The 13,806-nt window shown below is 69.2% G+C and carries 13 protein-coding genes, 1 pseudogene and 1 riboswitch; of the genes and pseudogenes, 7 read left to right on the forward strand and 7 right to left on the reverse strand.

Going from position 1 to position 13,806, the window contains the following annotated elements; translation table 11 throughout:
• Nucleotides 1–186: pseudogene (locus tag PCA_RS01340) on the forward strand (polymerase); the annotation flags it as partial.
• Entirely contained in the window at nucleotides 176–937 is a 762-nt protein-coding gene (locus PCA_RS01345; protein ID WP_181300320.1) for a glycosyltransferase family 2 protein, read from the forward strand. The pseudogene PCA_RS01340 and the gene PCA_RS01345, both read left to right, overlap by 11 nt.
• Before the next feature lie 313 nt (nucleotides 938–1,250).
• Here the strand turns inward: PCA_RS01345 and PCA_RS01350 are convergent, their stop codons facing one another.
• The 3 genes from PCA_RS01350 to lpxL all read right to left on the reverse strand — a co-directional run bounded on the left by PCA_RS01350 (nucleotide 1,251) and on the right by lpxL (nucleotide 4,089).
• The gene (locus PCA_RS01350; protein WP_181300321.1) at nucleotides 1,251–2,342 is read right to left on the reverse strand and encodes a glycosyltransferase family 4 protein; all 1,092 of its coding nucleotides are present in this window, start codon (nucleotides 2,340–2,342) and stop codon (nucleotides 1,251–1,253) included.
• On the reverse strand, nucleotides 2,339–3,058 hold the full coding sequence (locus PCA_RS01355) for a polysaccharide deacetylase family protein (protein WP_181300322.1): 720 nt from the start codon (nucleotides 3,056–3,058) through the stop codon (nucleotides 2,339–2,341). The genes PCA_RS01350 and PCA_RS01355 overlap by 4 nt, the downstream gene beginning before the upstream one ends.
• 95 nt (nucleotides 3,059–3,153) lie before the next feature.
• The gene (gene lpxL, locus PCA_RS01360; RefSeq protein WP_181300323.1) at nucleotides 3,154–4,089 is read right to left on the reverse strand and encodes an LpxL/LpxP family Kdo(2)-lipid IV(A) lauroyl/palmitoleoyl acyltransferase; all 936 of its coding nucleotides are present in this window, start codon (nucleotides 4,087–4,089) and stop codon (nucleotides 3,154–3,156) included.
• Between the two features lie 79 nt (nucleotides 4,090–4,168).
• Between lpxL and waaA the strand changes: the two genes are divergently transcribed.
• Nucleotides 4,169–5,443, forward strand: a complete 1,275-nt coding sequence (gene waaA / locus PCA_RS01365) for a lipid IV(A) 3-deoxy-D-manno-octulosonic acid transferase (RefSeq protein WP_255436587.1) — start codon at nucleotides 4,169–4,171, stop codon at nucleotides 5,441–5,443.
• A 63-nt stretch (nucleotides 5,444–5,506) separates the two neighbouring features.
• Here the strand turns inward: waaA and PCA_RS01370 are convergent, their stop codons facing one another.
• Nucleotides 5,507–6,856 carry a TolC family outer membrane protein gene (locus PCA_RS01370; RefSeq protein WP_181300325.1) on the reverse strand — a complete coding sequence of 450 codons (1,350 nt, stop codon included), beginning with the start codon at nucleotides 6,854–6,856 and terminating at the stop codon, nucleotides 5,507–5,509.
• 40 nt (nucleotides 6,857–6,896) lie between these two features.
• Nucleotides 6,897–7,556 carry a protein-L-isoaspartate O-methyltransferase gene (locus tag PCA_RS01375; RefSeq protein ID WP_181300326.1) on the reverse strand — a complete coding sequence of 220 codons (660 nt, stop codon included), beginning with the start codon at nucleotides 7,554–7,556 and terminating at the stop codon, nucleotides 6,897–6,899.
• Between the two features lie 238 nt (nucleotides 7,557–7,794).
• Between PCA_RS01375 and PCA_RS01380 the strand changes: the two genes are divergently transcribed.
• The 4 genes from PCA_RS01380 to PCA_RS01395 all read left to right on the forward strand — a co-directional run bounded on the left by PCA_RS01380 (nucleotide 7,795) and on the right by PCA_RS01395 (nucleotide 11,690).
• Nucleotides 7,795–8,445 carry a TetR/AcrR family transcriptional regulator gene (locus PCA_RS01380; RefSeq protein ID WP_181300327.1) on the forward strand — a complete coding sequence of 217 codons (651 nt, stop codon included), beginning with the start codon at nucleotides 7,795–7,797 and terminating at the stop codon, nucleotides 8,443–8,445.
• 47 nt (nucleotides 8,446–8,492) lie between these two features.
• Nucleotides 8,493–8,589: riboswitch (TPP riboswitch) on the forward strand.
• Nucleotides 8,590–8,694: 105 nt separating this feature from the next.
• Complete coding sequence (thiC, locus tag PCA_RS01385; protein WP_181300328.1) at nucleotides 8,695–10,572, forward strand: phosphomethylpyrimidine synthase ThiC; 1,878 nt, start codon at nucleotides 8,695–8,697, stop codon at nucleotides 10,570–10,572.
• 125 nt (nucleotides 10,573–10,697) lie between these two features.
• A complete protein-coding gene (locus tag PCA_RS01390) occupies nucleotides 10,698–11,276 on the forward strand; it encodes a ferritin-like domain-containing protein (RefSeq protein WP_181300329.1) in 579 nt (192 codons plus the stop codon).
• 192 nt (nucleotides 11,277–11,468) lie between these two features.
• The gene (locus PCA_RS01395; RefSeq protein ID WP_181300330.1) at nucleotides 11,469–11,690 is read left to right on the forward strand and encodes a hypothetical protein; all 222 of its coding nucleotides are present in this window, start codon (nucleotides 11,469–11,471) and stop codon (nucleotides 11,688–11,690) included.
• 30 nt (nucleotides 11,691–11,720) lie between these two features.
• Here the strand turns inward: PCA_RS01395 and PCA_RS01400 are convergent, their stop codons facing one another.
• Nucleotides 11,721–12,737 carry a zinc-binding alcohol dehydrogenase family protein gene (locus tag PCA_RS01400; RefSeq protein WP_181300331.1) on the reverse strand — a complete coding sequence of 339 codons (1,017 nt, stop codon included), beginning with the start codon at nucleotides 12,735–12,737 and terminating at the stop codon, nucleotides 11,721–11,723.
• Nucleotides 12,734–13,798 (reverse strand): aldo/keto reductase, encoded by a 1,065-nt coding sequence (locus tag PCA_RS01405; protein ID WP_181300332.1) that lies wholly within the window; start codon nucleotides 13,796–13,798, stop codon nucleotides 12,734–12,736. Before PCA_RS01405 ends, PCA_RS01400 begins: the two co-directional genes overlap by 4 nt.
• Nucleotides 13,799–13,806: the final 8 nt, after the last annotated feature.

Genomic DNA, 13,806 nt, shown 5'->3' on the forward strand with positions numbered 1-13,806 from the left:
TTGTTTCCGCTGAACACCCACCTCGCGTTCTATTCGGCGTGGTGGGGGCTGCTGTTCGCGTGGCTGCTGGGGCTGTGGTGCGCAAGCCTGTTTGTTGCCGGCGCGCCGGTCGGAGAGGAAAAAACCGGCACCCATGCCGGACTTTTCAGGGAAGCGCTTCCCCGGGAGAGTCGGGATGGCGCGTGAGCCGCTGTCGGTGGTGGTGATCACCCTCAACAACGCCGCCACGCTGGACGCCTGCCTCGCCGGCGTGGACTGGGCCGAGGAGATCGTGGTGCTGGATTCGGGCTCCACCGACGACACGCTGGCGATTGCCCGCCGCCACGGCGCGCACGTGGCCACGCATGCGTTCGACGAGTTCGGCCCGCAGAAGCAGCGCGCGATCGACATGGCCAGTCACGACTGGATCCTCAACCTGGATGCCGACGAGGTGCTGTCGCCGGCCAGCCGCGCGGTGATCGAGCGCGCCCTCGTGCAGCCGAAGCACGCTGGCTTCCGCCTGCCGCGGCGCGAGCGCATGTTCTGGACCGTGCAGCATCCGTGGAGCTCGCGCAACGCGCACCTGCGCCTGTACGACCGCCGCCGCGGTCGCATGAACGACGTGGAGATCCACTCCGCCATGGAAGTGGACGGCGCGGTGAAGACGCTGCGCGGGGCCGACTTCGTCAACGACAGCGATCCCAATATCGCCGGCCGCATCGACCGCATCAACCGCTACAGCAGCGCGCTGGTGGCGCACAAGCTGCGCCGCCGCCAACGCTTCACCAGGTTGCGCATGGTGGTCTACCCGCCCGTGTTCTTCCTGCGCCAGTACCTGTTCAAGCGCTACTTCCTCAACGGCTGGGCCGGTTTCATCGCCAGCGTGGTGGGGGCGAACTACGTGTTCCTGAAGTACGCAAAGCTGTACGAGGCGAGACGCCGCGCGCGCCTGCGCTAGCGCCGTCCGGCGGTTGCCGGTTCCCCCGGGTCAGGCAACAACTTCGGCGGTCGCGGCGAGTTGCGATGAGGGCGGCGTGGAAGCATGCAGTGGATCGCATGGGGTTGCGGCGTGCAGCGATCGCAATTTCGTCCACTCGGGTTCTGCTTCCGGGTCATTGCCATGCCGGGAATCATTCCGTGCCGGTGGCTTGCGGATCGCGTTTTCCGTCGACGACCACCGCCACCTGCGCCGAGGCCTGTCCGGCGCAGCCGGGATGGAGTTTCGCTCCGGGACCGGGCTCGGTGGATGCGGCGAACCTGCCGGTTCCGGGTCAGGACATGCCGAGCGGCAGCACGTCGAGCTTGCGCACGAATTCGGAGGCGATCACCAGCGTGCTGAAGCGGCGCAGCGCGAATTCGCGCGTGGCCGCCGCCATCGGGCGGCGCGTCGCGTCGTTGCACAGCGAAAGGATGCCGTCGCGCCACGCCGCGGTGTCGCCGGGCGGCAGCAGCAGGCCGGTGATGCCGGGTTGCAGCGTCTCCGGGATGCCGAATGCGTCGCTGCACAGTACGGGCACATTGCAGGCCTGCGCCTCCACTGGCGTGCGGCCGAACGCCTCCGTCGCGATCGAGGGAAAGGCCAGCATCGACAGCGCGTTGTAGTACGGCGACGCATCCGCGACCCAGCCCAGCTGGTGGTGGCGCGCGGCGAACGGCGACGCGGCGATGCTGTCGTGCAGCCGTTGCGTGTCGCTGCCGTCGCCCAGCCACAGGCAGTGCAGGCGCGGCTCCCGCGCCATTGCCGCGTTGGCGGCGTCGAGCAGGGTGTAGATGCCCTTGCCGGCGTGCAGGCGGCCGAAGCAGCCCAGCACGATCGCGTCCTCGCCCAACCCCAGCTTTTGCAGCAGGTCCGCGCGCAACGCCGGGTCGGGACGGCAGCGGTCCATGTCCACCGGGTTGTACAGCACCTGCACGCGTTCGGCAGGCATGCCGTGTTCGATGTAGTCGCGGCGCGCGTAGTTCGACACGGCGAAGAAGCGCTGCGCGCAGCGCGCCACCAGCCGGGTCGACAGCCCGTTCATCGGCTTGAGGCGATGGCGGAACAGCGCGACCGGGATGTCGAGCAGGCGTCCAACCAGGATCAGCGGCCAGTATTCCTTGCCGAAGCCGCCCACCAGCCAGTCCGGCTTCAGCTGGCGCGCGGCGGCGATGAGCGCGCGGTAGCCGCGCAGGTCGAAGATGTTGCGGAACTGGCCGTGGTGCAGGCGCACCGCCGAGTCCGCCAGCGCCTGCGCCATCGGTGCGCCGGGATGCACCACCGCTTCCACGGTGTGGCCGCCGCCGGCCAGGGCCCGGGTGAGCGTGACGAAGTGGGCCTCGGCGCCTCCGTTCTTGCGACTGGTGCCGGCAAACAGGAACTTCATGCGTGCCGGTCCTCGTAGCCGGTGAACGCGCGCCAGGCGAATTGCGGCAGGATGTGGCTGCGCGCCACCGCCACGCGCGGCAGCCGCCACAGGTCGCCGCCCGGCCGTGCGCGCCCGCGCTGCACCGTGGTGGCGGCCGCAAAGCCGGCTTCGCGGGTGGCGTCCACCACGCGTTCGTCGTGGTCGCCGTAGGGGTAGCAGAACTGCGTCACCGGCGCGCCGAGCAGGTCTTCCAGCTCGGCCTTGTTGCCGGCGATCTCGTCGCGCAGTTGCGCGTCGCCGCACTGGCTGAGGCGGGGATGCGTGCGGGTGTGCGCGCCCACCTCCATGCCGCCGGCGTGCCAGGCGCGCAGTTGCGCCGCGTCCATCATCGGCTTGCGCACGCCCAGTTTGGCGTCGTCCCAGTCGTTGTGGCGCCCCAGCGCGCCGCTCACCGCATAGCAGGTGGCGCTGAATCCGTGCCGTTGCAGCGCCGGCAGCGCGTTGTCGAGGTTGTCGGCGTAGCCGTCGTCCAGCGTGATCACGGCGACGCGGCCCTGCCGCTCGCCGCGCAGGTACGGCATGGCCGCACTCATCGACAACCCGGCATAGCCGAGCCGCTGCAGCAGCGCCATCTGCCGCGCGAAGGAACGTGGGTGCACATAGAGGCTGCGCCAGCGTTTCAACCCGCGCGGTACGGGCGCGATGTTGTGGTACATCAGGATGGGGACGGGCATGGCGCGCATGCTAGGCGCGCAGCCTTTGCGGCAGCTTTCGCGGACCGATGGAGGAGCTGCGGTATTTCGTCGCCGCTGAACCGGCGTTCAGCCTGTCAGTACACCGGCGGCAGGCCGGGCGGACGCGTCTTGAAGCGCTTGTGCACCCACAGGTACTGCTCCGGCGCCTCGCCCACCATCCGCTCGATGCAGGCGTTGACGCGCGCGGTATCGTCCGCCGTGCTGGCGCCGGGGAAACCGTCCAGCGGCGCGCCCAGGCGCAGGACGTAGCCGCCGCTGCCCGGCAGCCGGCGGTGGAAGAACGGGATCACCAGTGCGCCGGACAGGCGCGCCAGGTGGTGGGTGGCGGTGATGGTGGCCGCGGGCACGCCGAAGAACGGCACGAACACGTTGTCCTTGCTGCGCATGTCCTGGTCGGGCGCGTACCACAGCGTGCCGCCCGCGCGCAGGTATTTCACCGTGCCGCGGATGTCGTCCTTGTCGAACATTGCGTCGGCATAGCCCAGACGCGCGCGCAGCACCACCCACTCGAACACCGTCGAATCCATCCTGCGGTACATGCCGGCGATGCGGATGCGCCGCGACACCAGCCGCGCGCACAGCTCCAGGTGCGAGAAGTGGCCGCCCACCAGCAGCACGCCACGGCCCTGCGCGCGGGCGGCCTCGAGATGCTCCAGCCCCTCGATCCGCACCGGCACGCGGGCGATCGCGCGTTCCGAGCCCAGCCAGCCCAGCGCGAATTCCACCAGCATCAGGCCGATGTCGCGCAGGTGGGCGTCGACCAGCGCGGCCTGCGCCTTCGCGTCCAGTCGGGGAAAGCACAGCGCGATGTTGGTCGCCGCCACGGCGCGGCGCGCGGACGGCAGGCGCTGCACCAGCGCGCCCAGCGCGCGACCCAGCCACATCAGTGCCGGAAACGGCAGCAGCGCCACCAGCCGGATCGCGCCCACGCCCAGCCATGCCGGCCAATGGCGCGGCGCGAGCAGGGAGCGGTGGAAGTCGGGTCGCGGGGTGCCGGGCATCCGCGGCATTGTAATGGACGCGTGCCGCGGCACGCCGGGGCGCCGGGGTCGCTCCCGTATACTCGGGCGCTGTTGCCGGAGCCTGCCGTTGCGTTATCTCTACACCCTCGCGATGTATCTGGTGACGCCGCTGATCGTGCTGCGGCTGGCGCTGCGCGGGTTCCGCTCGCGGCCGTATTACTGGCGCTGGGCCGAGCGCTTCGGTTTCTTCAAGGCGCCGCCGGACCTGGCCGGCAGCCTGTGGGTGCACGCGGTATCGGTGGGCGAGGTGAATGCGGCCGAGCCGCTGATCAAGGCGCTGCAGCGCGACTACCCGGACGCGCCGGTGGTGGTGACCACCGTGACGCCCACCGGCACCGCGCGGCTGCAGCAGCTGTTCGGCGACAGCGTGTTCCACGTCTACCTGCCCTACGACCTGCCGTATGCGGTGAGCCGCTTCCTGGCCGGCGTGCAGCCGCGGCTGGCGCTGATCGTGGAGACCGAGATCTGGCCCAACCTCTACTTCGCCTGCCGTCGCCGCCGGATCCCGCTGATGATCGTCAATGCGCGGCTGTCCGAGCGCTCGCTGCGCGGCTATCGACCGCGGCCGCTGCGCGGCATGGTGCGTGCCGCGCTGGGTTGCGTGCGACTGATTGCCGCGCAGTCGGATGCCGACGCGGCGCGTTACCGCCTGATCGGCGCGCCGCCCGAGCGCGTGGTGGTGTGCGGCAACCTGAAGTACGACATGCCGGTGCCGCAGGACGCGCAGGAGCAGGGCGCCCGACTGCGCGAGCATTGGGGCTCACGCCGGCCGGTGTGGATGGCGGCCAGCACCCACGAGGGCGAGGAGCAGGCGGTGCTGGAGGCGCATCTCGCGGTGCTGAAGCGCATGCCCGATGCGCTGCTGCTGATCGCCCCGCGCCATCCGGAGCGTTTCAAGCCGGTGGAACACGCGGTGCGCAGCCTGGGCTTCACCGCGGGCACGTATGGCGTCGACGGCCGGCCGGCCCTGTCGAACCAGGTCTTCGTGATCGACGCGATGGGCCAGCTGATGCCGTTCTATGCGGGCGCGCAGCTGGCCTTCGTGGGCGGCAGCCTGGTGCCGATCGGCGGCCACAACGTGCTCGAGCCGGCCGCGCTGGGCACGCCGGTGCTGGTGGGGCCGCACACCTTCAACTTCGAGGACATCACCGCCTGCCTGGTCGAGCAGGGCGGCGCGCAGCGTGTGCCGGAGGCGGGTGCGCTGGGCGACGCCGTGCTGGGCCTGCTGCGCGACGACGCGCACCGCCAGGAGATGGGGCTGGCCGCACAGCGGGTGTTCGAGCGCGAGCGTGGCGCGGTAGGGCGGGTGATGCGCCTGATCGGCGAGCAACTGGGGCAGTGATGCCGCGCCGGAACGACGACGGCCGGGCAAGGCCCGGCCGTCGCGGTGCGTGTCGCGGCAGGATTACTGCAGCAGCGCGTTGATGCCCTGCAAGTCGTCCAGGCTGGCGGTGCCGGCGCTCTGCTTCAGCAGCAGGCGGTTGAGCACCAGCTGGTGGCGCGACTGCGAATACGTGCTTTCCGCCTGGGTCAGGACCTGGATCGCCAGCAGCACGTTGACCATGGTCTGCGTGCCCACCTCGAAACCCGCGCGGGTGGCGTCCAGCGCCTTCTGCGCGGAATCCACCGCGGCCTTGCCGGACTGCACCTGGCTGACGCCGGCCAGCACCGAGCGGTAGTAGTTCAGCGTGTTCGCCCTCACCTGGCGGCGCTCGATTTCCTCCGAGTCCTGCGCGGCGTCGCGGTTGTAGATGGACTGGCGCACCTTGGACTGGGTCATGCCGCCGGAGAAGATCGGCACGCTGAGCGTGAGGCCCACCGTGGTCTGCGACGGCGTGTTGGAGTGGATCGCCGCGTTCTGGTACCAGCTCGCGCTCTTGCCGTAGCTGACGTTCGCGCTGATCGTGGGCAGATGGCCCGAGCGCGCCGCGGTGACGTTGGCATCGGCCGCCCGCACGTTCTGCTGCTGCGCCAGCAGGCTGGGGTTGTTGATCAGCGCCTGCTTCACCCAGGCATCGGGGTCGGCGGGATCGGGCGCGTTCATCGGCAGTTCGTCGCGCAGCTTCTTCAGGTTGCCGGTGGGCTTGCCGGTGATCTGGCTCAGCGCCTCGCGGTCGTTGTCCAGGGTGTTCTGCGCGGCGATGGTCTGCGCCTTGGCCGCTTCGTAATAGGACTTGGCCTGGTATACGTCGGTGACCGCCGACAGGCCGACCTTGTAGCGCTGGTCGGACTGCTCGAACTGCCGCTTGTACGCGTCCTCGTTGGCCTTGGCGAACGCGAGCTGGTCCTGGTCGGTGAGCACCGTGAAGTAGGCGCTGGCGACGCGCACGAACAGGTTCTGCAGCGCGGCCTGGTACAGCTCGTCCTGGGCGTTCGCCGAGGCGTGCGCGGACTTCAGGTTGGCGTACTTGCTGAAGTCGAACACGGTCTGGCTGAGGTTCGCGCTGAGGTTGCGCGTGCGGCTGTGGCCGAACGAGCTGGTGCTGATGAACTGGTTCGGGTTGTTCGGATCCTGGACGCGGCCGCCGCCGCCGCCGTTGGTCTGGCTCAGCGAGAAGTCGCCGCTGATCTGCGGCAGCAGCAACGCCCGCGCCTGGTTCACGCCCTCGCCCGTGGCGAGGCGGGTGGCGTCGGCCTGGGCCAGCACCGGATCGTTGGCGCGCGCCTCGCGGTAGGCGTCCAGCAGGTCTTCGCCGTGGCTGGGCAGCGAGACGGCGGCCAGGGCCAGAGCCAGGGTGAGCAGCTTCAAACGCATGGGTTGCCTCGTGGGGGAGTCGATGTCGGTCGGTGGGCGTTCAGAGCACGAAACGCGCCGATGGCGCGGCGTGGACGAGGTAGGGCAGGTCGGTCTCGAACAAGGCTTCCTCGCGGTAGCGGCCATCGCCCTCGTGGGTGAGCAGCACGGCCTGCTGCGCGGGCGACAGGCCGCGGATCACCAGCAGGCGACCGCCCGGCTTGAGCCAGCCCAGCCAGCGCGACGGCACTTCGGCGACCGCGCCGGTGGCGACGACGGCGTCGAACAGGCCGTCCGGCTGCCAACCCTGCACCGCTTCGCCGGTGGCGAGCCGCGCGTTCGTCACGCCGGCCGCCTGCAGGCGCTGGCCCGCGGTCGCGGTGAAGTCGGCATGGATGTCGACGCTGACGACCTCGGCCGCGAGGCTGGCGAGGCAGGCGGCGAGGAAGCCGGAGCCGGTGCCGATCTCCAGCACGCGCTCGCTGCCCTGCAGGTCCAGCGCCTGCAGCACGCGGCCTTCCACCACCGGCTTCATCATCACTTCGCCATGGCCCAGCGGCAGGCACAGGTCGGCGAACGCGAGCTGGCGGTGCTCGGGCGCGACGAAATCCTCGCGCCGCACGCGGCCCAGCGTGTCCAGTACGCGGCCGTTCAGCACCTCCCACGGACGCACCTGGTTTTCCACCATGTTCGTCCGCGCCTGCTCGAAGTTCATCGCCATGTCTGCCAGGGTTCCGTGAGTGTCGAAAAAGACCAGAAAGGATAAGGGCTTGGCCTTGCCCCGACAATGACTAGCCTGCGGCCCGCGCGGTGCATCACGAAGTGCCGGAAGTCACCGCGATGCGCTGACGCACGTCATGTCGCGGATCATGTCCGCGGACACTCCCCGCCATCTGACTGGAAATAATTGAACCAATGCGTATAATAAAGTCCGCATCTCGTTTTGGGAAGGCTTAGACATGAGCAGCATCTCGCCGGTCAGGTCGCAGGGACCGGGGCGACCGAAGGATCTGGAAAAGCGCGCGGCGATCCTCGCCGCGGCCAAGGCCTTGTTCATCCGCAACGCGTTCGCCGGCACCAGCATGGACGCGATCGCCGCCGAGGCCGGCGTCTCCAAGCTCACCGTCTACAGCCATTTCGGCGACAAGGACAACCTGTTCCGCGAAGTGATACGCGCGCGCATCGAGGACCTGCTGCCCGAAAACACCTACGACTACGACCCGCACGCGTCGATCGAGCAGATCCTGCAGCGCGTGGCGCTGATCCATGCGCGGCTGGACTGCGACGCCGAGAACGTGGGCACGTTCCGCGCCATCCTCGGCGACTGCCGCCAGGGCAATCCGCGTTTCGGCCGGCTGCTCTGGGAGGAAGGCACGCTGCGTACGCACGGCCTGATGGAACGCCTGCTGCAGCAGGCGGTTGACGCGAACCAGCTCGCCATCGCCGACGTGCCGCGCGCCTGCGTGCAGTTCTTCGTGCTGATCAAGGGCGACCTGTTCATGCGTCGCATGTTCGGCTGCGTGGACTGCGGCGAAAGCTACGCCGCCGAGATCGAGGCCACCGCCCGGGCCGGCGTGGACACCTTCCTGCGCGCCTACGCGCCGCGCTGAGCATCCGCCGCACTCGCGGCAATCCCCGCTTCGTGCTTGAATAGCCGCTCTTGAAGCGGGGGTGCCGGCGCAACGGTCGGCTGAGAGAGTCCCTTCGAACCTGATCCGGTTAGCACCGGTGTAGGGAGCTTCGCCGCACGGCGTTCCATCGTCCGTGCGTCCGGCGCCGTCGCTTCGCGCGCGAATCCCTCGCGCAGAGGCCGCACTCCACGTGCGGATTTCCCACGCAAGCCGCCGGAACCCCAGTCGATGAATGCCCAGCCCAATGATCTCGTGCGCGCCGCGCAGGAACTTTCCGAAGCCGTGACGCGGCCGATCCCCGGTTCGCGCAAGGTCCATGTCGCGGGCAGCCGCGCCGACCTCCGCGTGCCGCTGCGCGAGATCGCGCAGGCGGACACGCCGGCGATGTTCGGCGTGGAGAAGAACCCCGCGATCACCGTCTACGACACCTCCGGCCCGTACACCGATCCGGACTACCGCGTGGACCTCGCCGCCGGCCTGCCGCCGCTGCGCGCGGCGTGGATCGGCGCACGCGGCGACACCGAGGCGTTGGACGGGCGCAGTTCCGAATTCGGCCGTCGCCACGCCAGCGCGCCCGAGCTGGCCGCGATCCGCTTCCCGCGCCTGCCCACGCCGCGCCGCGCGAAGGCCGGGGCGAACGTCACCCAGATGCACTACGCGCGACAAGGCATCGTGACGCCGGAGATGGAATACATCGCGATCCGCGAGAACCAGCGCATCGAGGCGCTGGGCGACAGCGCGCTGCGCGTGCAGCATCCGGGGCAGTCCTTCGGCGCGGCGATCCCGCGCCTCATCACGCCGGAATTCGTGCGCGACGAAGTGGCGCGCGGCCGCGCCATCATCCCGGCGAACATCAATCATCCGGAAAGCGAGCCGATGATCATCGGCCGCAACTTCCTCACCAAGATCAACGCGAACATCGGCAACTCCGCGGTCACCTCGTCGATCGCGGAAGAGGTCGAGAAGATGGTGTGGTCGATCCGCTGGGGCGGCGACACGGTGATGGACCTGTCCACCGGCAAGCACATCCACGAGACGCGCGAGTGGATCCTGCGCAACTCGCCGGTGCCGATCGGCACCGTGCCGATCTACCAGGCGCTGGAGAAGGTCGGCGGCGTGGCCGAGGACCTCACCTGGGAGCTGTTCCGCGACACCCTGGTCGAGCAGGCCGAGCAGGGCGTGGACTACTTCACCATCCACGCCGGCGTGCTGCTGCGCTTCGTGCCGCTCACCGCGAAGCGCGTCACCGGCATCGTCTCGCGCGGTGGCTCGATCCTGGCGAAGTGGTGCCTCGCGCACCACCGGGAGAACTTCCTCTACACGCACTTCGAGGACATCTGCGAGATCATGAAGGCGTACGACGTGTCCTTCAGCCTCGGCGACGGCCTGCGCCCCGGCTGCGTGGCGGACGCGAACGACGCCGCGCAGTTCGGCGAGCTGGACACGCTGGGCGAGCTCACGCAGATCGCGTGGAAGCACGACGTGCAGACCATGATCGAAGGCCCCGGCCACGTGCCGATGCAGCTGATCAAGGAGAACATGGACCGCCAGCTGGAGAAGTGCGGCGAGGCGCCGTTCTACACGCTGGGGCCGCTCACCACCGACATCGCGCCGGGCTACGACCACATCACCAGCGCGATCGGCGCGGCGATGATCGGCTGGTTCGGCACCGCCATGCTCTGCTACGTCACGCCGAAGGAACACCTCGGCCTGCCGAACAAGCAGGACGTGCGCGACGGCATCATCACCTACAAGATCGCCGCGCACGCGGCCGACCTCGCCAAGGGCCACCCGGGCGCGCAGGTGCGCGACAACGCGTTGAGCAAGGCGCGCTTCGAGTTCCGCTGGGACGACCAGTTCAACCTCGGCCTCGATCCGGAAAAGGCGCAGGAGTTCCACGACGAGACGCTGCCGAAGGACGCGCACAAGAGCGCGCACTTCTGTTCGATGTGCGGTCCGAAGTTCTGCTCGATGAAGATCACCCAGGACGTGCGCGACTACGCCGCCGAGCACGGCACCGGCGAAGCCGAGGCGCTGGCCGAAGGCATGGCCGAGAAGGCCGCCGAGTTCCGCGCGCAGGGTGCGGAGGTGTACCGCAAGGCCTGAGGTAGCTTGTTTCTGCCGATCGGCCGAAGCCGGGTGAAGTCGTCTTCACCCGGCTTTTTCATGGGCCTGCCTAGGCTGGAAGGACACGCTGCCGCCGGCAGCGATCCGCACCGCAGGAGCCAGCCATGCCCAAAGCCAAGCCCTTCGTCAGCGACATCGAAGCGATCCGCAAGCGCGCGCGCCAGGACATCGACAAGGGCGCGATGACCGCGGGCTACAAGGCGGACCGCGCCACCGTGGTGAAGCTGCTCAACCACGCGCTGGCCACCGAGATCGTCTGCGTGCTGCGCTACAAGTACCACTACTACGCGGCCTCGGGCATCAACTCGCAGGCGATCAAGGGAGAGTTCCTGGAGCACGCGAACGAGGAACAGGGCCATGCCGACCTGATCGCCGAACGCATCACCCAGCTCGACGGCAAGCCGGATTTTTCTCCCGAGGGCCTGACCAAACGCAGCCATGCCGATTACGTGGAAGGCGAGAACCTGGTGGACATGATCAAGGAAGACCTGGTCGCCGAGCGCATCGCCATCGACAGCTACCGCGAGATGATCGACTACATCGGCGCCGCGGATCCCACCACGCGCCGCATACTGGAAGGCATCCTCGCGATGGAGGAAGAGCACGCCGAGGACATGGGCAGTTTGCTGGAGCAGTTGGGCAAGAAGGGCGAGCCAGCCAGGCCGGCCAGGCGCAAGACGTGATGGCCACCCGGGCTGTGTGGCGCCGACAGCATGGCGGCTGGGCATTTGCCGCCGTGCATGCACGTCGACCGGGTCGCCATATGGAAGGCAACGCCATGAGCCGGTACGACGCAGCGCAGTCGAACGTTTTCGCAGCATGACGGAACAGTTGCGGCGCAACTGGGGCTGGTCGTCTATTTCGTGGTGGCCGGCGTGTTCCGCATCGTCGCAGCCTGGAGCACGTACGTCCCGGGGCGCGGCTGGGTGATCTTCGACGGGGTCGTGACCCTGGTGCTTGGCCTGATGATCTGGGCGCGCTGGCCAGTCAGCGGCCTGTGGGTCATCGGCATGTTCATCGGCATCGACCTGATCATTGCCGGCTGGTCGCGGGTGATGACCGCGACGGCGGTGCGCAGACTGCCCGCGCCGGGCTGATCCGCGGCCGCCATCCGCAGGGTACGGAAGCTACCAGCCGGCCAGCACCAGCTTGCCGATGCCTCCGCCCGATTCCAGCCGGCGATGCGCCTCGCGCAGGTTCGCCGCGTTGATCGGCTGCAGCGCCTCGTGCCGGATGCTCTTCAGCTCGCCGGCGTCGACCAGCGCGGCCACGCGCGCGAGGATGCGGCCCTGCTCGGCCATGTCCGGCGTCCTGAAGCGCGCCCGCGCGAACATGAATTCCCAGTGGATGCCGATGCACTTGGCCTTGTACGGGTCGCCGATGCGCAGCGCGCCCTTCGGTTCCACGACCAGGCCCACGTGCCCCTGCGGCGCCAGCAGTTCGCCCAGCGCGTCCCAGTAATGGTCGGTGTCGGCGAGGTTCAGCGCGGCGTCGACCTGCGGGAAGCCCAGCGCGGCGAGTTGCGGCGCCAGCGGATCGCGATGGTTCACCACGTGCTGCGCGCCCATCGCGCGGCACCAGTCCATGGTTTCCGGGCGCGAGGCGGTGGCGATCACGGTGAAGCCCGCGCGCCGCGCCAGCTGGGTCGCGATCGAACCCACGCCGCCGGCGCCGCCGATCACCAGCAGCGACTTGCCTTCGCCGCCGTGCTCGCTGTCGAACGGCATGCGCTGGAACAGCAGCTCCCACGCGGTGACGGCCACCAGCGGCAGCGCCGCGGCCTGGGCGAAGTCCAGCGTGCGCGGCATCGCCGCGGCGAGTCGCGCGTCGACCAGCTGGAACTCGGCGTTGCTGCCCGGTCGCGTGACGTCGCCGGCGTAGTACACGCGGTCGCCTGGTTGGAAGCCGTGCACCTCGGCACCGGCGGCCTCGACCACGCCTGCCGCGTCGTAACCGAGCACCTTCGGCTGCGCTTCCACCTGCGGCTTCGGCGCGCGCAGCTTGGTATCGACCGGATTCACCGATACGGCTTCCACGCGCACCAGCAGGTCGTGCACGCCGGGCACGGGCTTCGGCAGATCCACGTCCACCAGCGACGCGGGATCGTCGATGGGCAGGTAACGGGTGAGGGCGACGGCTTTCATGACGATGACTCCGCAAGAACGGGAAGAGTGGCCACTGGCGGTGGATTGCGCTCGGCGAACGGGCCGTTCCAGTAAGGGTAGTAGGGATAGGGTGGCATTGCCGCACTGGCGGCATCGAGCGCGGCGACCTGCGCGGGCGTGAGGTTCCAGCCGATCGCGCCGAGGTTGTCGACCAGCTGCCGCTCGTTGCGTGCGCCGATCAGCACGCTGGACACGGTGGGCCGCTGCAGCAGCCAGTTGATCGCCACCTGCGGCACGCTGCGACCGGTTTCCGCGGCGACGGCTTCCAGCGCATCCACCACGCGGTACAGCCGTTCCGCTTCCACCGGCGGCGCGAAGCCGGCGGTGTCGTGCAGGCGGCTGCCGGCGGGTAGCGGTTTGCCGCGGCTGATCTTTCCGGTGAGCCGACCCCAGCCCAGCGGGCTCCACACGATGGCGCCCAGCCCCTGGTCCTGGCCCAGCGGCATCAGCTCCCATTCGTAGTCGCGGCCGACCAGCGAGTAATAGGCCTGGTTGGCCACGAAGCGCGTGCGGCCGTGGCGTTCCGCGGCGGCCTGCGATTTCATGACCTGCCAGCCGGAGAAGTTGGACACGCCGAGGTAGCGCAGCTTGCCTGCGCGCACCAGGTCGTCCAGCGTGGACATCACCTCGTCCACCGGCGTCATCGCGTCGAAGTGGTGCAGGTGCAGCAGGTCGATCCAGTCGGTGCCCAGGCGCTGCAACGCGCGATCCACGCCGGCGATCAGATGGTGGCGCGAGGCGCCCACGTCGTTCGGACCCTCGCCGTTGCGCAGGCTGAGCTTGGTGGAGAGGATGGCGCGCTCGCGCCGGCCCTTCAGTGCGGCGCCGAGGATTTCTTCCGAAGCGCCATCCGAATAGACGTCGGCGCTGTCGAACAGGTTGGCGCCGGCTTCGAGGCAGATGTCGATCAGGCGCTGCGCTTCGGCCACGTCGGTGTTCCCCCATGCGCCGAACAGCGGGCCCTTGCCGCCGAAGGTGCCGGTGCCGAAGCCGAGCGCGGGCACCTTGAAACCCGAGCGGCCGAGTAAGCGGTATTCCATGATGAGAC

It is taken from the genome of Rhodanobacter sp. PCA2 (assembly GCF_013620825.1).
In the GTDB taxonomy this organism is placed as follows: domain Bacteria; phylum Pseudomonadota; class Gammaproteobacteria; order Xanthomonadales; family Rhodanobacteraceae; genus Rhodanobacter_A.

What these genes read in the sequence shown, in the direction of transcription:
- PCA_RS01345 (WP_181300320.1), top strand. Translation starts at nt 176, where the DNA reads ATGGCGCGTGAGCCGCTGTCGGTGGTGGTGATCACCCTCAACAACGCC.
- PCA_RS01350 (WP_181300321.1), bottom strand. Translation starts at nt 2,342, where the DNA reads ATGAAGTTCCTGTTTGCCGGCACCAGTCGCAAGAACGGAGGCGCCGAG.
- PCA_RS01355 (WP_181300322.1), bottom strand. Translation starts at nt 3,058, where the DNA reads ATGCCCGTCCCCATCCTGATGTACCACAACATCGCGCCCGTACCGCGC.
- lpxL (WP_181300323.1), bottom strand. Translation starts at nt 4,089, where the DNA reads ATGCCGCGGATGCCCGGCACCCCGCGACCCGACTTCCACCGCTCCCTG.
- PCA_RS01370 (WP_181300325.1), bottom strand. Translation starts at nt 6,856, where the DNA reads ATGCGTTTGAAGCTGCTCACCCTGGCTCTGGCCCTGGCCGCCGTCTCG.
- PCA_RS01375 (WP_181300326.1), bottom strand. Translation starts at nt 7,556, where the DNA reads ATGGCGATGAACTTCGAGCAGGCGCGGACGAACATGGTGGAAAACCAG.
- PCA_RS01380 (WP_181300327.1), top strand. Translation starts at nt 7,795, where the DNA reads ATGAGCAGCATCTCGCCGGTCAGGTCGCAGGGACCGGGGCGACCGAAG.
- thiC (WP_181300328.1), top strand. Translation starts at nt 8,695, where the DNA reads ATGAATGCCCAGCCCAATGATCTCGTGCGCGCCGCGCAGGAACTTTCC.
- PCA_RS01390 (WP_181300329.1), top strand. Translation starts at nt 10,698, where the DNA reads ATGCCCAAAGCCAAGCCCTTCGTCAGCGACATCGAAGCGATCCGCAAG.
- PCA_RS01400 (WP_181300331.1), bottom strand. Translation starts at nt 12,737, where the DNA reads ATGAAAGCCGTCGCCCTCACCCGTTACCTGCCCATCGACGATCCCGCG.
- PCA_RS01405 (WP_181300332.1), bottom strand. Translation starts at nt 13,798, where the DNA reads ATGGAATACCGCTTACTCGGCCGCTCGGGTTTCAAGGTGCCCGCGCTC.